This window comes from Arenibacter nanhaiticus (genome assembly GCF_900141935.1).
Taxonomy (GTDB): Bacteria; Bacteroidota; Bacteroidia; order Flavobacteriales; family Flavobacteriaceae; genus Arenibacter; species Arenibacter nanhaiticus.
This window is the reverse complement of the sequence record NZ_FQYX01000001.1, coordinates 163,766-183,803: the sequence shown is the minus strand read 5'-3', so window position 1 is coordinate 183,803 and position 20,038 is coordinate 163,766. Positions and strand designations below refer to the sequence as shown.

Below are 20,038 nucleotides of genomic sequence, written 5' to 3'. Positions count from 1 at the left end.
ATAGGGACAGGAAAATAAGGTTGTTATGGCATAAATACCTCGTACTGTCCTATTAGCTTAAGGACTACCGTAACATCGTGATTGTTATCGTTCTTAAAATACCAACCCTGTTTGCCTTCAAAAGGAGCCGTAAAAGTTCCTGCCATATTGTTCGTATTCACAATGGTATAGCTTTCATAGAATACCTCTGCAGGCGGATTCGCCTCCTTTACTTCTCCGTGAAAATCTGTATAGAGTATACTGTTGTCTACGGTAGACCATTCGTACTTGGTGCTGCCATATTTTAGCATATTCACCTTGTATTCTATCCCTTTCCTTGCCGGAACTACAATTTCAAACGTATTGCTTTGCAGGGCAAACTGTGTTTCGGGTGCCGGGCTATTGGCCTCTATTGGTTTCACAATTTCCGCTGGGGACCCCAAATCGTCTATGGTAATCTTTTCGGTCATTGCTGCCACTGCAGGCATAGGCATGGCAGAAGCTATCTCATGGTCCTGAACATAAATATTACTGATGCCAAATAGCTTGCCTGTCCCTAATGGATCCATACCGTATTCTGCCGGCAAAACAGTGGTTACTAAAACAAGACCTCCTATAACAAAGGCCAAAATACTGGCTTTAATCAATTGTTTCCTGTCCATTACCGCAGGGGTGTTTTTCGTTGTTTCCATAGTGTATTACGCTGTAAAATATCCTGTTAATTGAAATCCTAAAAGTAAAAATCCTGCTGCCATAAGTAGTGTATTGGTCAGTACGGAAAAACGGTAATAGCTATCGTATCTTCTCCATATCCCAAAAAGTAACAGCACAAGGCCCAAGGCCAAAAACTGCCCTATTTCTACCCCTAAGTTAAAACCTAAGAGATTGACCAATAGTCCTTCCCGATCAAAATTAAACTCCTGCAATTTGGTTGCCAATCCAAAACCGTGGAAGAGCCCAAAAATTAAAACCGCATACACTGTATTGGGCTGTACCCCAAAAAACTGCTTGAATCCGCCAAGGTTATCAAAGCCCTTATAAACAATCGATAAGGCTATCACAGCGTCTATCAAGTAGGCGTTTAAGTTAATTTCGCCCATCACCCCAAATAATAAGGTAGCACTATGCCCTAGGGTAAACATACTTACATAGAGAAATATATCTCTGGTACGGTAAAGGAAGAAAATTACCCCTACCAAAAAGAGCAAATGGTCGTATCCGGTAATCATGTGCTTCGCACCTATGTACAAAAAAGGCCCAAAGGCAATGCCTTTTATACCCATTAAAAAAGATTGTGTTTCATCGTCTACCCCATGGGCCAAGGCCGTAGCCGAAAACAAAAAGAGTACCGCAAAAAGGATGGGTACCAAAATCCGTTTAAAATTCATAATAAGTATTTTTTCACATACACAAGACCTTTCTATATCCTTCCAATTTTTTTCCGGCCAGCGATGATAGTGTTCTTGATGTTGCCTTTAAAACCGCCGCAATGTAGAAATAAAAAGAAGGTTTTATTCTTATAATTATGTGAAAATTACGGCTTTGTTTTAATAAAAAAACTACCGCTGAAACTTCCAATTAGGAAACTTCAGCGGTAGCTTAGATACTTTTAATGCGGTCCGTAATAATCGAAAGACTTATCGCCTTAATCCATAATTTATACCGCCCAGCAGATGGGCCCTAAAATCGGGGTCGTCAAAAGCTTCTTCGGTATGCCCCAAGCCGGTATAAAAGGAACGGCCGCCGTCGAACTCATGGTACCAGGCTATGGGATGGTAATCTCCATTTTCCCCACCTTCGTAACTACTTTCGTCTAACATCATTAGCACCTTTAGGTCCGGATTTATGTTTTTATAATTATACCATTCATCAAAATGCAACCAATTGTCATTTAAATGCGCCGTAGAGGGATGGGTTTTATCTACCACTTGTATGGTGGCATGTTGCTGTTTTGGGTGACTTACAAAATAGGCGCCAACCAATTTCCCGTACCAAGGCCAATCGTATTCGGTATCTGCAGCAGCATGGATCCCCATAAAACTACCGCCGCCCTGAATATAGCGTTCAAAGGCTTTTTGTTCAGCATCGCCCAAAACATCCATGGTAGTGCTTAGAAAAATCACCAATTTATATTTTTTTAAATTCGGAAGGTTAAATTGCAAGGAATCTGCCGTCTGGGTTACTTTAAAATTATTATCGAGCCCTAGCTCCACAAGAGTGGCCACCCCTTTTTCAATAGAGCCGTGCCTAAATCCGGCCGTTTTGGTAAAAACCAACACCTGCGGAGCCGACAATCTAGGTAAGTTTAATGGAGGAGAAGTGTGTAAATTAGGGTTGAGCACTACCTGCTGTTCTATTTTGGTACCGCCGCACCCAGTAAACATGGCAGCCGCTATTAAAAAAGTCAAATTCCTGAATAGACGTCTCATAAGTTCGTTATTATATAGTGAATGCTAAATATCGGAATTTTACGACTATTTTTAGGTCACAAGACCCTTTAATTACAGTAGTTAACAGGAAAAGCCGTTATAATTCGATTTTCTGTAACATATTAACGTTGATAGGGAAAGATATCTGTTTATCATAGCATCCGTTTGTTTGCTTCACATTAAAGCCCCGTTTTCCTGTAAAGGCAATTTTTTCCGACACACACCTAAATCTTTACAAATCAACAGATTAACTATTAGCCAAGGACATTAAATATTTTTTAGGGGTTGTCCCATACTTCTTTTTAAAGGCCGAAATAAAGTGACTTGCGGTACTATACCCCACCTTCAGTCCAACTTCATTGACATTGTGTTTTCCGGATTCTAGCATTTTACGAGCGTATTCCATCTTATAATCAAATAAAAAACTAAATACCGAATCGCCATATATTTGTTTAAACCCCTCTTTTAATTTTTTAAGACTCAATCCTATTTCTTCGGACAGCTCCAATAAGGTCGGAGGTTCGGTCATTCTAGAAATCATAATTTCTTTGGCCTTTCGGATACGCTTAACATTATCCTCATCGACCAAGAAAGGACATTGCTCTACATCGGCATCTTCGTTCTTGTTAAAATAAAGGGATATAAGCTCGTAAACCTTTCCTTTTATATACAGTTCTTTTATAGAGCGATGCAAATTGTAATTCATCATCTGGCTAAGGATTACGGCAATGGCAGGTGAAACCTTTTCTTGCGCATAGTATTTTTTGTCCTTGTTATCGGCACTTAAAAAAGGGATATAATCGGCCTCCTTGGAAAATAAGGAATGAAATTTCCGGATGGTCATCACAATAGACACCAACCAAGATTTTGGCTGTAATATCAAATTTAAGGGCAAATCTACCTCCGTATTATACAATAGCAAGCTGTTCTCCTCGGTCACCTCCAAGGCATAACGCCCCTCATTAAAGACAAATTTAGCACTCCCCTTTAAACAAAAATGAAATTGGATAAAGGAGCTATCAATATCGCGCGTAACCTTCTGACTATCAATACTGTCGTTCTGTATTTTAAGCACATAAAATCCGTCTTCGATATACACCTCCTCAAAAGAACCTTTAGCGACATTTTCTGCTTCCATTTTGCCTTTTTATAAATTCAAACTATTTAGAACTGTTCTAAACTAAGGCCCGAACAAGTACTCGGACTACTGCTAAAGTAGCCTATTTTAGGGACTTCGGCCCTAAATTATCGTTAAAAAACCACAAACGACACTAATTGTTCTTCTAGCGTTACTTTTATCCAAACGATGCCATTATTTTTGTGCTTGCTCTGAAGAGTTTTTATGAAACATTATAATTTATCCAAACACAGTTCGTTCTATACCATAGGCCTTAATTACAAAAAGGCCGACGCGGAGGTAAGAGGCAAATTCAGTTTAGACGAAAATGCCATGAACCTACTTTTAGAACAAGCCAAAATAATAGGCTTAGACGGCCTATTGGTAACCTCTACTTGTAACAGAACAGAATTACACGGTTTTGCCCAGCACCCCTTTCAGCTTATAAAATTGTTATGTGACAATACCCTTGGTTCTATAGAAGAATTTCAAGATGTTGCCTACGTATACAAGAATAACGAAGCCATCAACCACCTATTTAGGATGGGTACTGGCCTCGATAGCCAAATATTGGGCGATTTTGAAATCATCAGTCAATTAAAACAGAGTTTTTATCGCTCTAAAAAACAAGAATTGACCAATCATTTCATCGAGCGCCTGTGCAATTCTGTCATCCAAGCGAGCAAGCGTATCAAAAATGAAACTGAAATTTCTTCGGGAGCTACCTCGGTAGCTTTTGCCTCTGTACAATACATCACCAAAAACGTTCCGGATATTTCCGAAAAGAATATCTTATTGTTCGGGACCGGAAAAATTGGAAGAAACACTTGCGAAAACCTTATAAAACATACCAAAAACTCCCATATCACCCTTATTAACCGTACCAAGGACAAGGCCGAGAAAATTGCGGGCAAGTTTAATTTGGTGGTTAAAAATTACGGGGACCTACAGGCCGAAATCCGAAATACGGATGTTCTAATTGTAGCCACCGGAGCACATTCGCCTACCATTTCCAAGGAACTTATACATACCAAAAAACCGTTGTTGATCCTTGACCTCTCGATTCCCAAAAACGTGTCTGAGGATGTCACGGAACTAGAGAATGTTAGCTTGGTACATTTAGACCATCTTTCGCAAATGACTGATGACACCCTGGAACGCAGAAAACAATTCGTGCCCCATGCAGAGCTCATTATAAACGAGGTAAAAGAAGAATTCATCAAGTGGTTGGAAACCAGGAAATTTGCCCCCATCATCAAGGCTTTAAAGAAAAAATTAAAGACGATGAAAGATGAGGAGCTAGATTTTCAGAGTAAAAAACTTTCAGATTTTAATGCAGATCATGCCGATATCATCACAGACCGCATCATTCAAAAAATCACGAAACAGTTCGCCAATCATTTAAAAGATAACGAAGTAGATTCCGATACCAGTTTAGACCTTATCCAAAGAGTTTTTCAACTAGAACCAGAATCTAAATGAGTAAAACAATAAGAATTGGCACCAGAGATAGCCAACTGGCTCTTTGGCAAGCCACTACCGTACAACAACAACTAGAGGCCTTAGGATATAAAACAGAGATCGTTTCCGTTAAATCTACCGGTGACTTGTTATTAGACAAACCCTTGTACGAACTAGGTATCACCGGGATTTTCACCAAAACCCTAGATGTTGCCATGATCAACGCTCAGGTCGATATTGCGGTACATTCCATGAAAGACGTACCCACCTTATTGCCCAAAGGCATTGTACAAACCGCCGTATTGCCACGTGCCAATACCCGCGACATTTTAGTGTACAAGGAGCTCGATTTTTTAAACGGAACCGGCACTATTGCTTCTGGAAGCCTTAGAAGAAAAGCCCAATGGCTTAACAAATACCCCACACATTCCGTAGAAGATATCCGCGGCAACGTAAACACCCGCTTGCAAAAATTACAGGAAAATTCCTGGAATGCAGCCATTTTTGCCAAAGCAGGCCTAGAACGTATCAATGTCCTGCCAGAAAAATATTTGGAACTAGACTGGATGGTTCCTGCCCCTGCGCAAGGTGCTATGGTGGTTGTTTGCATGCAAAATGACCCCTTTTCACAAGAAGCCGTTGCCAAACTAAACCATCTGCCTACAGCGATATGTACCCATGTAGAACGTCAGTTTTTACAGGTATTGGAAGGTGGGTGTACTGCCCCTATTGGAGCCTTGGCCATCATAGACAAAGACCAACTTTCCTTTGAAGGACTGTTGCTTTCCCTAGACGGCAAACAAAAATTAGAAATTAAAAAAACAATTCCCGTTTCCGAGTACCAAGACTTAGGAAAGTCACTGGCCCTCGAAATTTTACAAAACGGAGGAAAAGCTTTAATGGCCGATATAAAAACGAATTTAGCCAACGAAAAGGCTTAACCTCAGCACTAATTTTTTACCTATGTCTATGTCTGTACTATCTACCAAAAAGCTTAGTGCATCCCAAAAGGAGTTGCTTGGCCACGCCCAAATACCGGTAGTGGATTACGACGCCATAACCATAACCTTCAAGGATTTTACCATAGACCAACAGTGCCCCAACTTAATATTTACCAGTCAAAATACTGTAAATGCCTATCTAGGGCAACGCGCCCTTTCCCCCCACTCCCAAAACGCCTTACCCAAGGCCTTCTGTGTAGGGGAAAAAACCAAGGCCTTGCTAGAAGAAAATGGCCTTGAAGTGGTAGAAATGACCCACTATGGCAAAGAACTGGCGCAAATACTAGTAGAAAAATACAAGAGCGAGTCCTTTCTGCTTTTATGTGGCAACAAACGAAGGCACGAGATCCCCAATGCTTTGGCCCAGCACCATATCGCTTTTAAAGAAGTACAACTCTATAACAACACCCCAAATCCGGTAGCGTTTAAGGACAATTTTAAGGCCGTGTTATTTTTTAGTCCAAGCGGGGTACAGAGTTATACCGCCGCCAATGCCATCAAAGAAAGCATTGCTATTTGCATAGGGACTACCACCGCAGAAGAAGCACAAAAGCACAGCAAACACATCGTTATTGCCGCCAAACCCACCCTGGAAAGTGTTTTGGAAAAGGCCATTGAAACCCTAACAGCCAAAAGAATTAATTAATGGATTCCTGCTACGGCAGGACTTACAGCACTTTAGTATGAGTATAAAAAACGACTTATTTTTAAGAGCCTTAAAAGGAGAAACAGTAGAGCGCCCACCAGTATGGATGATGCGCCAAGCGGGGCGTTATTTGCCCGAATTTATGGCTATTCGCGATAAATACGATTTCTTCACCCGTTGTAGAACTCCGGAATTGGCCAGTGAAATTACCGTACAACCTATTCGCCGTTACGGCATGGATGCGGCCATTCTCTTCAGCGATATTCTAGTCATTCCGCAAGCCATGAATATAGAAGTGCAAATGAAGCCCAATTTTGGACCTTATTTGCCTAATCCGGTACGCGATCAAAAGGGTGTGGACGAGGTTATCGTTCCCGATGTTACCGTAGAACTCGACTATGTGATGCAAGCCATTAAGGCCACCAAGGAACTCCTAAACGACGACATTCCATTAATCGGTTTTGCAGGTTCGCCATGGACCATCCTTTGTTATGTAGTGCAGGGGCAAGGCAGTAAAACCTTCGATAAAGCCAAGGAGTTTTGCTTCACCAACCCAATTGCCGCTCACCAATTATTGCAAAAAATCACCGATACCACCATTGCCTATCTTAAAGCGAAGGTAAAAGCCGGAGTCAATGCCGTTCAGGTGTTCGATTCTTGGGGCGGCATGCTTTCCCCAACAGATTATCAGGAATTTTCCTTTCAGTACATCCAACAAATCGTTGATGCCCTTAAAGACGAGGCTCCGGTAATCGTATTTGGAAAAGGATGCTGGTTTGCCTTGGGCGATATGGCCAAATCTGGTGCCGCTGCCCTTGGGGTAGACTGGACCTGCTCGGCCAGAAATGCCAGGTACCTCTCTGGTGGTAATATTACCCTACAAGGGAATTTTGATCCGGTAAGATTGTTGTCGCCGCCGGCAGAAATCAAGAAAATGGTTACCCAAATGATCAACGAGTTTGGCAAGGACAAGTATGTGGTCAACCTAGGACACGGCATTTTGCCCCATGTCCCTCTAGACCACGCCAAGGCCTTTATAGATGCGGTAAAAGAATATAAACAGTAATATTTGGGCGTCACCCTTTTGCCGCTTTTCGGCGGCAAAAGGGTCGCGCTTTCCGTTTTATCTTTTATTTTTATCTTTTACTTGCCTTAGGGCAAGATAAAAATAAAAGGATGTCTCTTCAATCGCTTACGCAAAATGGCTAATATGCTACAACATATATTAGGAGGTATAAAAGCTTATTCGGGTACTTTTCGTCTCATTGCTACCCTAAGACTCTGGAAGTATTTTTGGATTCCCATTATCATTAGCCTACTCACAGCAGCACTCATCATCACAGCTGCCTATTCCCTATCAGATGCAATAGGGCTTTTTATTTCCCAAGCCTGGATCTGGGAAAGGGGGAAGGAAACCTTCACGGTCATCAGCGAAATTTTAGGAGGCCTACTCATCTTACTACTTGGGTTTATCCTATACAAACATATCGTCATGGCCCTATCGGCTCCATTTATGAGCCCGGTATCCGAAAAAATAGAGGAACATCTTCTTGGAAAAAGCAGCCATAACCATAGAAAAACGTCCTTTATGGAACAGCTTTGGCGCGGTATCCGAATCAACCTTCGGAACCTGGGTATGGAACTTTTACTGACCCTTCCTATTTTGTTATTGGGACTTATTCCCGTTATAGGAATAGTAGCTACCGTACTTTTATTTTTAGTGCAAGCGTATTATGCCGGCTTTGGAAATATGGATTATACCTTAGAACGTCATTTAAAATATAAGGACAGCCTGCTCTTTGTTAGAAAAAACAAAGGAGTAGCCATTGGCAACGGTATCGTTTTTATGCTGTTTCTGTTTATCCCCGTCCTAGGCGTTATTTTGGTGTTGCCCCTTTCGGTAACGGCAGCAGCCGTAAAAACGGTAGCGCTTTTACAAATGGAAAATAAGATCGCAACAGACCCCAATTAATATCGATGGAGCAATTAAAGACCATCACATCCAAGAAAAAAAACAAAAGGAGCGTCTGTAATACGAGCGGTCCAAGAAAAATATACTATGAAAGATAAATTTTACGAATACATTCTAAAATTACAAGATACCATTACGGCCAAGTTAGAAGCTGTAGACGGGAAGGCAACTTTTAAAGAAGACCTATGGGAACGTCCCGAAGGTGGAGGCGGTCGCTCTAGGGTGATAGAGAACGGGGCTGTTTTTGAAAAAGGAGGAGTCAATATTTCAGCAGTGCACGGGGCACTGCCAGAAAGCATGCAGAATTATTTCGGGGTCCAAGATGCCGATTTTTTTGCCTGTGGCCTAAGCTTGGTCATCCATCCAAAAAATCCTATGGTGCCAACCGTACATGCCAATTGGCGGTATTTTGAAATGTACGACAAGGAGGGGAAATTAGTAGACCAATGGTTTGGCGGCGGACAAGACCTTACCCCCTACTACCTCTTCGATGAAGATGCCAAACATTTTCACGAAGTTTGTAAAAATGCCTGCGATAAGCACAATCCAAGCTTTTATGCTACCTACAAAGAAAAATGCGATGCCTATTTTTGGAATACCCATAGAAATGAAGCCCGTGGAGTAGGCGGACTTTTTTATGACTATTGCAAGGCTACAGACACCATGTCTATGGAAGATTGGTATGCTTTTGAGACCGAAGTAGGGAATAGCTTTTTAGAAGCCTATGTTCCCATTGTGGAAAAGAGAAAAGACCTACCTTATACTGCGGAACAACGCAATTGGCAAGAAATACGCCGTGGCCGTTATGTAGAATTTAACCTGGTACACGATAAAGGCACCTTGTTTGGACTAAAAACCAATGGACGAATTGAAAGTATTCTGATGAGTCTACCCCCACATGTACAATGGGTATACGACCACCATCCGGAAAAAAACAGCGAAGAAGAACGCCTGCTAAAAGTACTGGCACAACCTAAGGAATGGGCCAAAACCTCCTAAAAACAAATTATGGGGAAGAAGGGAAAAGAAAAAAACACGCTCAACAAGGCCAAGCACGCCAAGTTGATGAACCGAAAGAAAAACAAGCTCAAAAAGGAACTGGAAACCCGTAAGGAGCGCCTAAAGGAAATTGTCACCAAACATCTGGAACAGCAAAAAGCCCAAGAAAAAGAAAACGAACCTAAATAACTCCATTGCCTCTCCTTGAGGTATGGCTACCTAAAACATATCTTATGTCCTGTCCTTGTGGAACCCAAAAAACGTATTCCGAATGCTGTGAACCAGCGCACAAAAACATTTCGTCGGTTACCACTGCCGAACAGTTAATGCGCTCTAGGTACACCGCCTTTGTCATGGCCAATGGCGATTATCTTATGGATAGCCACCATAGCAGCACCCGCCCTACTTCGGAAAAAGAAGCCATTGTAAGCTGGGCTAAATCGGTCAGTTGGATTCGACTAGAGGTTTTAGAAACGACCAAAGGTGGCCCTACCGATACGGAAGGCACCGTATCATTTAACGCCCTGTTTTTTGAAAATGGCGAGGTAGACGTCATCCGAGAAAAATCGGCCTTTGTAAAAGAAAATGGCCATTGGTCCTATCTGGGGTTGGCAAAATAAAAATCCAATCCCCTCTTATTTTAAAACATTTTTAACCTTTCAACCCTAGGTGCTAAGTTCCATGTACGCTTAGTTCCCTTATCTTTGAAGCACTAAAACTCAGACTATGTACCCTTTAAAAAGAAACAGAAGACTCCGTACCAATGAAGCCATTAGGTCTTTGGTGCGCGAAACCATCATAAGCCCCAACGATTTTTTAGTTCCCCTTTTTGTAGTGGAAGGCAAAGGCGTTAAAGAAGAAATTGCATCCATGCCTAATTATTTCCGCTACAGTCTAGACCTATTAGAAAAAGAGGTTAAAGAACTATGGTCCCTAGGGTTAAAATCGGTACTGTTGTTTGTAAAAGTTCCCGATAATTTAAAAGACAATAAGGGTACAGAAGCGGTTAATCCCAAAGGCCTTATGCAGCGCGCCATACAAACGGTAAAAAATGCATGCCCAGAAATGTTGGTGATGACCGATGTAGCCTTGGATCCTTATTCTTCCTATGGTCATGACGGCATTGTAGAAGACGGTGAGATCATCAATGACGATTCGGTAGAGGTTTTGACCGCTATGAGTATCAGCCATGCCGAAGCCGGAGCCGATTTTGTAGCCCCAAGCGATATGATGGACGGTAGAATCCTCAGTATCCGTGAAGCCTTTGAAGACGAAGGCTTTGTAAATATGGGTATTATGAGCTACAGCGCAAAATACGCCTCTGCATTCTACGGTCCTTTCCGAGATGCCCTGGATTCTGCTCCTGGATTTGGTGATAAAAAGACCTATCAGATGGATTATGCGAACCGCTTTGAGGCCATTAAAGAAACAGAGATGGATATCGATGAAGGTGCCGATATTGTAATGGTAAAACCAGGACTTTGTTATTTGGATATCGTCAGGGAGATAAAAAATGAAGTAGATGTACCGGTAGCTGTATACCAGGTTTCTGGTGAATACGCCATGGTTAAGGCCGCAGCAGAAAAAGGATGGTTAGACCACGATGCGGTAATGATGGAACAATTGATCGCTATGAAAAGAGCCGGCGCCAATATTATCGCCAGCTATTTTGCTAAAGATGCCGCAAAATTATTGGGTTAAGATCCAACCATAAGAACAGCACTCATAAATAGTGCATCGGGTAGCTTAAACAAGCCTTGTGATTAAGAACAACAAGGCTTGTCTAGGCTATTTTTTCAAAATAAAACCAACAGGCATGAAGCTCCTCCTTTCCCTTTTTATTTTTTCCCTATCCCTTTCCCTTAAGGCCCAAGACCAAGTGATACCAACGTTTTTGGAAAAATGGGAGAATTCCAAAACCTATTTATTAAAGATTGCCCAAGCCATGCCGTCAGAGCAATACGATTATAAACCTACACCACGCGAAATGAGTTTTAGGGAACAGTTGCAACATATTCAGCAAAATATGGACTGGCTCCGTAGCAGCTATCTACAACAGGACGAACAAATAGAAAAAAACTCATCTCTAGAAAATGAAAAAGAACAACTGATAGCAGAGCTTTCCAATGCCTTTGATGCGCTTTCCACCGCCCTTAGCAAAATCCCTGCTTCGGAATTAACCACAAAAGTTGATTTCTTCGCCGGAGAGAAAACCAAACTCCAAATTTTAAACCTCTTACAAGACCATGTGACCCATCATCGGGGCCAGCTGATCGTATACTTAAACCTCAACCAAATAATCCCGCCCAAATATATAGGATGGTAATTCCCTATATTGAAAGAAGATAACATTATAATGGTCTTTTGAGCTATAGCTTTATAGGAAAAAACCAATGCGAACATGGCACCAAATCTTAAACACCCAGGCGATACCGTACAATTGCTAAAGAATTTTTAAATAAAATCTGAATATTTAATTAATCACTACCTTAGTGTGAAATACATAATTTTCAAAATATTTTATGGGTTTACTACTATTTTACGCGTTTTTAGCTATTTTAATTTCCTTTATATGTTCCATCTTGGAAGCGGTTTTACTAAGTGTTCCACAAACCTATATCAACCTAAAGAAAAAAGAGGGAAAATCATACGCCCTGGGGTTAGAGGTTTTAAAAAAGGATGTGGACAAACCCTTAATAGCCATCCTCACTTTAAACACCATCGCACATACTGTTGGGGCCATTTTAGTGGGAGTACAAGCCAAAGTAGCCTATAACGAACTCTACACTGACACAGAGACTTCCTTTTTAGGAATGCAGTTTACCGAAGGTGCCATGGTAGGATGGGTGTCGACCATCATGACAATTTTAGTCTTAATAGCTTCGGAAATCATCCCAAAAACCATAGGGGCTACCTATTGGAAACAATTGTCGAACATTACGACAAAAACGTTGAATGTATTGGTATGGGGCCTTAAGTGGACAGGGATACTATGGCTTTTACAAATTTTTACCAAGCTTATTGGAAAACGCGGAGAACACGAAAGCGTACTGAGCCGAGAAGACTTTAGCGCCATGACCGATATTGCCCACGAGGAAGGGGTTTTTCAGGAATCGGAATCTACCATTATCAGAAACCTGTTATACTTTGATGAAATTTTGGTCAAGGATATCATGACGCCCAGAGCCGTCGTAAAAATAGCTTCGGAAGAGGCCACCATCAAGGAATTTTTCGATGCCAATCCTAAAATGCCTTATTCCAGAATTCCCGTGTTTAGCAAAAGGGTCGACAATATCTCCGGCTTTGTACTCAAGGACATGGTTTTGGAAGAAATGATACGCACAGATGGCGAAGCGCCACTGTCTTCGATAAAAAGGGATATCTTAATCAGTAACCGAAATACCCCCATCCCCGAGCTGTTCCAAACCTTTATCGCAAAAAAAGAACACATAGCCCTAGTGGTAGACGAATACGGATCGGTAAGCGGGGTCGTGAGCATGGAAGATATTTTAGAAACCCTATTGGGCTTGGAAATTATGGATGAAAGTGATAGCGTGGAAAACCTACAGCACTTGGCCCGTAATAATTGGAAGGAAAGAACGAAGCGCATGGGCCAAACCGAGTAGCTTAAAAGAAACTAATTATGGAAAATGCCTTTATTCAAACCCCTTTAGGAATTGCCAATATAGAAGGTGATGAAAACGGTCTATCTAAAATTAGCATCCTTGAGGGAGAGGAAAAAATCACGGAGATCATTCCCGAAGTCCTTGAAGATGCCGTGTACCAGCTGCAGGAGTATTTTAAGGGCGAGCGACAAGAGTTTAGTCTAACACTAAACCCTATTGGTACCGATTTCCAAAAAAGGGTTTGGGAGGCTTTAAAACGCATTCCATATGGGAAGACCGCCTCTTATATGGAACTCTCAAAACTAGTAGGGGATGTAAAGGCGATAAGGGCCGTGGCGGCCGCCAATGGAAAAAACCCCTTGTGGATCGTTATCCCATGCCACAGAATTATTGGCAGCGATGGCTCCCTTACTGGATATGCCGGTGGTCTACCACGCAAAAAATGGCTGTTAGAACACGAGCAGCCCCTAAAACAACAGTCCTTGTTTTAGACTGAATGGTTCTTACTGCCAATACCCCCCCCTTTTCCCTGTTCCATAAAAAGCTTTTCAACGACCATTTTATACATCTTGCCCAATTGGTTCCCCGTAGATCGTAAAAACCAAAAACCTCTAACCGACCTTAGAGTTGGTTTGATCATTTCATCGGCAGAATTATCCCTGTGTAAAAATGCTAGGGCTACCCCTAAAAATCGACTTTTAAAAATGTCCTTATTTTGTATATTGTAAGCGGTTTTAGCTTTCTTTTTAATAAAATACCCCTCTAAATGTTACATAAAATAAAATTAGACAATATTCTGTTTTTGGACATTGAAACGGTTCCGGAACAGGAAAACTATAAGCTCTTGGATGCGGAAAAACAAGAGTTGTGGGAGCATAAATCCAAATACCAAAGAAAAGAGGAATTTACCGCGGAAGAGTTTTATGACCGGGCTGGTATTTGGGCCGAATTTGGAAAAATAGTGACCATCTCTGTTGGATACTTTCATTTTAAAGGAAACAACCGGACTTTTAGGGTTACTTCTTTTTACGGGGATGAGTCCGATCTGCTAAAAAACTTTAAGAACCTTTTAGATACCCATTTCAATCACCCCAACCACCTCTTATGTGGACATAATGGTAAAGAATTCGATTTTCCCTATATCGCCCGAAGGATGATTATCAACGGGATCAATTTACCGGAAAAGCTAAATCTATTTGGTAAAAAACCATGGGAAATAGCACATATAGACACCATGGAGCTTTGGAAATTTGGAGATTACAAGCACTATACTTCTTTAAAATTAATGGCCAATGTTCTCGGTATTCCCTCCCCAAAAGAAGATATAGATGGCAGTATGGTGAACACCGTTTATTACCAGGAAAAGGACCTGGACCGCATTGTAAAATATTGCGAATTGGATGTGATTACCACAGCCCAAGTATATTTACGCCTTTGCAACCAAGCCTTGTTGGAACCCGAAGAAATTAAAAGAATATAAGCCTGTCCATAAGTCCGTCAGCGGTTATAATACCATTGGGCAGGCTTTCATATTATTTATGTTTTATAAAACTTAAATGACTTAGTCCCTTCTAAATCTACCAGGGTTAAAATGTAGAGTCCAGGCTGCATATCAGCGATATAAATTGTCTTATCTACAGAATGGCCCTTTTTTATGGTATTGCCTGCAGGAGAAATAATGCTGTAGTGGAGCCCTGGCGCTACCTCCCCTTGAAAGTGGATATATTCTTGTACTGGATTGGGATAAATAACAATACCCGGTTTGTTGTCTTCTATAGGATCCTGATCTACCACAGGGTCCTGACCTATTACAGGCCCCTTATCCATACCCCCTTCTATGTCCGCATCTTTTCCTTGAAAGTGAAATGTATAATCCTGACTGTACTTGGAACTCGCCCTATCCGAACAAAAGGTTTGTACCTTAAAGGTATACTCTTTTCCTGCCACTAAATTTGTCAGGGTATAAAAGTCATCAAATGTAGTGGTGGTGGTCCACTCCTGAGCCTCTTTTTCCTTATACTGAATTTGAAAGAGAGCATCGGTATTGGCCTTCCAGGTAAAAGTAGCCTCGGTAGCTTCCTTTTTGGTCAGTGTTATCTCTTGAGGCACTTCCAAAACACAATCGTTGAATGCAATTCCGGATACAATAAGGGAAAAGTTTTGGGATCCGTTTGTCAATTTTCCCTTATGGGCAACTACCAAGGTATATTCTCCTTCGGCCTTCTCTATGGTGATGTTTTCAAATGGATCTACCTTGTTATCTCCTTGGAGAGCTGGACTTTTTGCCCGGCTCGCATTTAATTTCCAAGGAAAATAGGTCCCATCACCTTGTTGTATACGGATATCCAAATCGTTTACCAAGGCAGCGCTCATATCGTTCAAAGTACCTGTATTGACTTTTCCGCTGACAGGATCGGTCCATGAAACAGAAGCCGATAAAGGATGTTTCCCATTCGCTTTTAGCGTATAGGTCTTTGTTTCTCCTTCCTTAAGCGTCTCTTCTTTTATCAGGGAAGTATAGCCGTTATTGGTAATAATATCCGCGGCCGATCTGGAGTTTATAACTCCCCAGCCCATAGTATAGTCCGGACCAGGAGCACCAACGTCATCGGCGCTGTGAAGCACCAAGCCCTTTAGGGTAGCGGCTTTCATAAAACGGCCTTCTATTTTCTGATGGTATTCTTGCAATAATAACATGGCACCGGTAACCCCTGGGGTAGCCAATGAAGTACCAGAAGCCTTTACATACTCATCACGGCTATTGATCCCCGTGGTATATACGTTGGATCCATAAGCGGCAATATCGGGTTTTATACGGCCGTCGTCTATAGGGCCAAAGCTGCTATACCCAGCTATGGAAGCCTCTAACAGCATTCCGTGGCCATCTGTAGAAATATTGGCTGCGGCCACCGTAACACCATTTTTGGAAGTGGCGAACCCTAAAAGCATATCGTACCCTTCCTCTCTTGTCCCAGAAATAGGAGACTCATTGTCGCCGCTCTTTTGCGCATTTCCGGCTGCTGTTACCATTAAATAATAAGGGGCGTTGACCATAATATTGTCCCAATCCCTAGAGATATCTATATAAGAACCAAAATACCAGTCCGGTACCTGACTACTACTGATCCCATAAGAATGGTTCGATAAAAGAAGGCCATTGGCGGCCATTTCGGCTACCTCTATTTTGTCCCTTCCCCAATCGTTTGAAATCGCTTTTGCTTTATAGGCTACCCCTTTGGATTTATTGTCTTTTCCTGAAGCTACCAAAACGCCCATAATCTTAGTAGCATGGGAATTCACTACCTCACTATCATCCCTGACCGTCACTCTCGAATCAAATTCCTGATGAGTTACCAAGGCCGCTCCCGCATCCCACACCCCGACCAACATGTCTTCTCCATTGAGCTCTAAACCTAGAAACTCTTTGTCTTGAAGCATATTTGCTCGGTTGGCATTATTTAAAAAAGTACTATAAGTACTGTAGTAAATTGGGGTACCGTCTGCCCCTATGGAAGTAAGGGCCCTATAATTTCCATCGGAAAGCCTTTCACTTAGTTTCCAGCCCTTTGCGTTGGCCGTTGCTAATAAGGTATTCTTTTCGTGGGTAAATTCTTGTTTAAGCTTATCGGTAAACACCCCCAATTTGGCAGTACGATACTCCTGCTTTATTCCTTGGATCTGCTTTGGTGTTTGGGAAACTGATTTGAAAGAAGCAAGACATAGAATCGCCAAAAAGATATAAATTCTAAGCGCCGTCAATATAGGTTTTGCGTACGTCATTTTTCAATTACATTAAGATTGGGGTTACAAATGTAATCTCACATCCAAAGATAATCGTTTAAAGCATATAATTATTCGATGAATAGCACTGGAATTTTTTAAAATAAGTAAATTACCTAATTATGAAGCTCTTATATTTTTACTTTTTCAATTCTTTATCTTACAATGTTCAAGCATTATTTTAATTCTAATTGTATGTAAACGGGAAAATGATCGCTAATTCCACCCAGGTATCTACTTCCTACATACGTCCTAAACGGACTACCTTTATACTTTCCTTTAGACTCCTTTAAATGTCCTTCATCGAAAATATCGGCCCCAGCCAATGTAAGGGTTCCCTTAGTATCTGTCAGGAAGTTAGGAGACAGCAATATCTGATCGAAAAGACACCATGATTTCTGATAATTGACGCTTCCTCTTGTAGGCGTTTGTAATTTTTCTATAGGATTGTACAGACTGTGGGAACGTTTTAAGGTTTGAATGCTCAAAGAAGAGGGATCGTCATTAAAATCGCCCATCACCACGTAATTGGCGTTAGGATACTCTTTTTGGATGCCCCTCATAAATCCAGTGATGGTGTTGGCCGCGATAATTCGTTTGTATTCGGTCGCTAGGGTACCATCCCTTTTAGAGGGCCAATGATTTACAAAGAGATGCATCGGTTCACCTTTGAGTTTTCCCGACACATATAATATATCCCTAGTACTCTCTGGCAGACCGTTGCTACCGTCTAGGACCAAGGGAATTGCTTGTGAGGAAACAACTTTAAAAATCTCTTTATTGTACAACAGTGCAGTATCTATCCCTCTTTCATCAGCACTGTCGTAATGTACAAAGTCATAGGGCACTTTTTTCAGGGGCCCGGTTGCCAGAAGCTCTTGCAGGACCAACTTATTTTCTACCTCGGCAACACCCACCAGGTCCGGAGGGCATCCGGAAGCCGATAGTCCAATTTCACTAATAGTAGCGGCTAATTGCTGAAGTTTTCGTTTATACCTATGGGTCGTCCATCTTTTCACTCCCTTGGGGGTAAAATCTGCGTCCAAGGTACCTTCATTTTCAAGGGGATCGAAAAGGTTTTCTACGTTATAAAAGGCTATGGTATGGAGGGTAATGGCCTTTTTTCTCTTAAAAAATGAAAAATTCATTCAAATTTGTGATCGGATTGCGAAAATACAAAAAATCCCTTGCCAACTATTGATTAGATTTGTACTTTAAATTGATATATGCTAGAAAAGAAAACCATAGAATACGAGAAGGCTGTACTAATCGGTGTCATGAACAGGACACAGAACGAAGAAAAAGTTACGGAATATCTGGATGAATTGGAATTCCTGACCTATACGGCCGGTGGTGAAGTAAGCAAGCGTTTTGTTCAACGTATAGACCTTCCCAACCCTAAGACTTATATCGGTAGCGGTAAAATGCTCGAGGTGGAAGCGTATGTTGTAGAGAACAACATTGGCACCGTAATTTTTGATGATGAGCTTACTCCAGGGCAACAACGAAATATAGAGCGGCAATTAAAGTGTAAGATACTGGACCGTACGAGTTTAATTTTGGACATTTTTGCCCAAAGGGCACAAACCAGTTACGCCCGTACCCAGGTAGAATTGGCCCAATACGAATATTTGCTTCCTAGACTGACCGGATTATGGACGCACTTAGAGCGTCAAAAGGGGGGTATTGGAATGCGTGGTCCCGGGGAGACTGAAATAGAAACCGATAGACGTATTGTCCGTGACAGAATTTCCCTTTTAAAGAAGAAACTTTTAAAAGTAGACAAGCAAATGGAGACCCAACGCGGTAACCGTGGCGCTTTGGTAAGGGTTGCTTTGGTAGGATATACCAACGTAGGAAAATCGACCCTGATGAACGTGATCAGCAAAAGTGAGGTATTTGCCGAAAATAAACTCTTTGCCACCCTAGATACCACGGTAAGAAAAGTGGTGGTGGGGAATTTGCCCTTTTTGTTGACCGACACCGTAGGTTTTATAAGAAAGTTGCCTACCCAATTGGTAGAAAGTTTTAAAAGTACCTTGGACGAGGTTAGGGAGGCCGACCTATTGCTACATGTAGTAGATATATCGCACCCGAATTTTGAGGACCATATAGATTCTGTAAACAAAATTTTATCGGAAATAAAAAGTAACGATAAAAGAACGATCATGGTTTTCAATAAAATTGACCAATTTTCCCATGATACCATTGACGAGGACGACCTGATTACGGAAAAGACATCGAAACATTTTACCATAGACGAGTGGAAAAATACTTGGATGCAAAGGGTCGGCGATAATTCGATTTTTATATCGGCCTTGAACAAAGAGAATTTGGACGAGTTTAGAAAAAGGATATACGATGAGGTAAGGGACATTCATGTGACGCGCTTCCCATATAACAATTTCCTTTATCCTGAAAATTTGGACGAGTATTAGAAATAAGACCAATGCTGTACATTCCCATTGATCGGAAAAAATGTACCATTGATTTTTTTCACCACAAAAATAGCAGGGTTCACAACAAAAAAAATCTTGAGTTTAGGGAGTTGCCTATCTTTACCATGTAATGAAACGATAGGTTTCCCCCAAAATCTGACGATCACGAAAATCACAAAGTGCTACGGTTCCCCAAATCGACACTTAGCAAAAAAATGTTCGTCGTGTGAACACCAAGTCTTACTAAAAGACCTGCTTATCTAAAGAAAACGCCCACTGCAAAGTGGGCATTTCTTTTTATATATTGTTTGTAACCATGTTTGCGTTATGAGGGAGTCTGCCATCGCCAGGGCCAAACAGCCTTCTAGCCACTCATCATTCTTGCCATTAAGTCCCTTGATCGATTGTTCTACTATACTGTTCACCGTTCACTATCATATGACTAAAAATGTATTTGTTCGATATTTACCAAAAGTCATATTGACCAGTAGTCCCGCAACATGCGGGGGAGCTACTGATTACTTTTTTCATTGTTTACTGCTAATTGTTAATTGATTCCCGCGTTAGGGACCGTAGCGGCATCCCCGCAG

The 20,038-nt window shown here is 41.5% G+C and carries 20 protein-coding genes; 14 read left to right on the top strand and 6 right to left on the bottom strand.

Going from position 1 to position 20,038, the window contains the following annotated elements:
• Positions 1-23: 23 nt before the first annotated feature.
• The 4 genes from BUA16_RS00800 to BUA16_RS00785 all read right to left on the bottom strand — a co-directional run bounded on the left by BUA16_RS00800 (position 24) and on the right by BUA16_RS00785 (position 3,546).
• A complete protein-coding gene (locus BUA16_RS00800; protein ID WP_072762738.1) occupies positions 24-671 on the bottom strand; it encodes a hypothetical protein in 648 nt (215 codons plus the stop codon).
• Positions 672-677: 6 nt separating this feature from the next.
• Positions 678-1,367, bottom strand: a complete 690-nt coding sequence (locus BUA16_RS00795) for a HupE/UreJ family protein (RefSeq protein WP_072762737.1) — start codon at positions 1,365-1,367, stop codon at positions 678-680.
• Positions 1,368-1,616: 249 nt separating this feature from the next.
• The gene (locus tag BUA16_RS00790; protein ID WP_072762736.1) at positions 1,617-2,408 is read right to left on the bottom strand and encodes a ThuA domain-containing protein; all 792 of its coding nucleotides are present in this window, start codon (positions 2,406-2,408) and stop codon (positions 1,617-1,619) included.
• A 247-nt stretch (positions 2,409-2,655) separates the two neighbouring features.
• Positions 2,656-3,546, bottom strand: coding sequence for a helix-turn-helix transcriptional regulator (locus BUA16_RS00785; RefSeq protein WP_072762735.1), 891 nt, complete (start codon positions 3,544-3,546; stop codon positions 2,656-2,658).
• 204 nt (positions 3,547-3,750) lie between these two features.
• Between BUA16_RS00785 and hemA the strand changes: the two genes are divergently transcribed.
• The 13 genes from hemA to BUA16_RS00720 all read left to right on the top strand — a co-directional run bounded on the left by hemA (position 3,751) and on the right by BUA16_RS00720 (position 14,710).
• Positions 3,751-5,007, top strand: coding sequence for a glutamyl-tRNA reductase (gene hemA, locus BUA16_RS00780; RefSeq protein ID WP_072762734.1), 1,257 nt, complete (start codon positions 3,751-3,753; stop codon positions 5,005-5,007).
• On the top strand, positions 5,004-5,927 hold the full coding sequence (gene hemC / locus BUA16_RS00775) for a hydroxymethylbilane synthase (protein WP_072762733.1): 924 nt from the start codon (positions 5,004-5,006) through the stop codon (positions 5,925-5,927). Before hemA ends, hemC begins: the two co-directional genes overlap by 4 nt.
• A 28-nt stretch (positions 5,928-5,955) precedes the next feature.
• Positions 5,956-6,633 (top strand): uroporphyrinogen-III synthase, encoded by a 678-nt coding sequence (locus tag BUA16_RS00770; RefSeq protein ID WP_178338826.1) that lies wholly within the window; start codon positions 5,956-5,958, stop codon positions 6,631-6,633.
• A gap of 37 nt (positions 6,634-6,670) precedes the next feature.
• Complete coding sequence (hemE, locus tag BUA16_RS00765; RefSeq protein ID WP_072762731.1) at positions 6,671-7,699, top strand: uroporphyrinogen decarboxylase; 1,029 nt, start codon at positions 6,671-6,673, stop codon at positions 7,697-7,699.
• Between the two features lie 144 nt (positions 7,700-7,843).
• Entirely contained in the window at positions 7,844-8,605 is a 762-nt protein-coding gene (locus BUA16_RS00760; protein ID WP_072762834.1) for an EI24 domain-containing protein, read from the top strand.
• 87 nt (positions 8,606-8,692) lie between these two features.
• On the top strand, positions 8,693-9,604 hold the full coding sequence (gene hemF, locus BUA16_RS00755; RefSeq protein WP_072762730.1) for an oxygen-dependent coproporphyrinogen oxidase: 912 nt from the start codon (positions 8,693-8,695) through the stop codon (positions 9,602-9,604).
• Between the two features lie 9 nt (positions 9,605-9,613).
• Positions 9,614-9,793, top strand: coding sequence for a hypothetical protein (locus BUA16_RS00750; protein WP_072762729.1), 180 nt, complete (start codon positions 9,614-9,616; stop codon positions 9,791-9,793).
• Between the two features lie 44 nt (positions 9,794-9,837).
• Positions 9,838-10,224: a YchJ family protein gene (locus BUA16_RS00745; protein ID WP_072762728.1), complete on the top strand. Its 387-nt coding sequence runs from the start codon at positions 9,838-9,840 to the stop codon at positions 10,222-10,224.
• Positions 10,225-10,330: 106 nt separating this feature from the next.
• Positions 10,331-11,305 (top strand): porphobilinogen synthase, encoded by a 975-nt coding sequence (gene hemB, locus BUA16_RS00740; protein ID WP_072762727.1) that lies wholly within the window; start codon positions 10,331-10,333, stop codon positions 11,303-11,305.
• Between the two features lie 115 nt (positions 11,306-11,420).
• Positions 11,421-11,930 carry a DinB family protein gene (locus tag BUA16_RS00735; RefSeq protein ID WP_072762726.1) on the top strand — a complete coding sequence of 170 codons (510 nt, stop codon included), beginning with the start codon at positions 11,421-11,423 and terminating at the stop codon, positions 11,928-11,930.
• Positions 11,931-12,126: 196 nt separating this feature from the next.
• Complete coding sequence (locus tag BUA16_RS00730) at positions 12,127-13,230, top strand: CNNM domain-containing protein (RefSeq protein WP_072762725.1); 1,104 nt, start codon at positions 12,127-12,129, stop codon at positions 13,228-13,230.
• A 17-nt stretch (positions 13,231-13,247) separates the two neighbouring features.
• Complete coding sequence (locus tag BUA16_RS00725) at positions 13,248-13,721, top strand: methylated-DNA--[protein]-cysteine S-methyltransferase (RefSeq protein WP_072762724.1); 474 nt, start codon at positions 13,248-13,250, stop codon at positions 13,719-13,721.
• Positions 13,722-13,996: 275 nt separating this feature from the next.
• Positions 13,997-14,710 carry a 3'-5' exonuclease gene (locus BUA16_RS00720; RefSeq protein WP_072762723.1) on the top strand — a complete coding sequence of 238 codons (714 nt, stop codon included), beginning with the start codon at positions 13,997-13,999 and terminating at the stop codon, positions 14,708-14,710.
• A gap of 56 nt (positions 14,711-14,766) precedes the next feature.
• On the opposite strand, the gene BUA16_RS00715 is transcribed toward BUA16_RS00720, so the two are convergent.
• Entirely contained in the window at positions 14,767-17,010 is a 2,244-nt protein-coding gene (locus BUA16_RS00715) for a S8 family serine peptidase (protein WP_072762722.1), read from the bottom strand.
• Between the two features lie 176 nt (positions 17,011-17,186).
• The gene (locus tag BUA16_RS00710) at positions 17,187-18,158 is read right to left on the bottom strand and encodes an endonuclease/exonuclease/phosphatase family protein (protein WP_072762721.1); all 972 of its coding nucleotides are present in this window, start codon (positions 18,156-18,158) and stop codon (positions 17,187-17,189) included.
• Positions 18,159-18,236: 78 nt separating this feature from the next.
• Between BUA16_RS00710 and hflX the strand changes: the two genes are divergently transcribed.
• Positions 18,237-19,448 (top strand): GTPase HflX, encoded by a 1,212-nt coding sequence (gene hflX, locus BUA16_RS00705; protein WP_072762720.1) that lies wholly within the window; start codon positions 18,237-18,239, stop codon positions 19,446-19,448.
• The last annotated feature ends 590 nt before the right edge of the window (positions 19,449-20,038 follow it).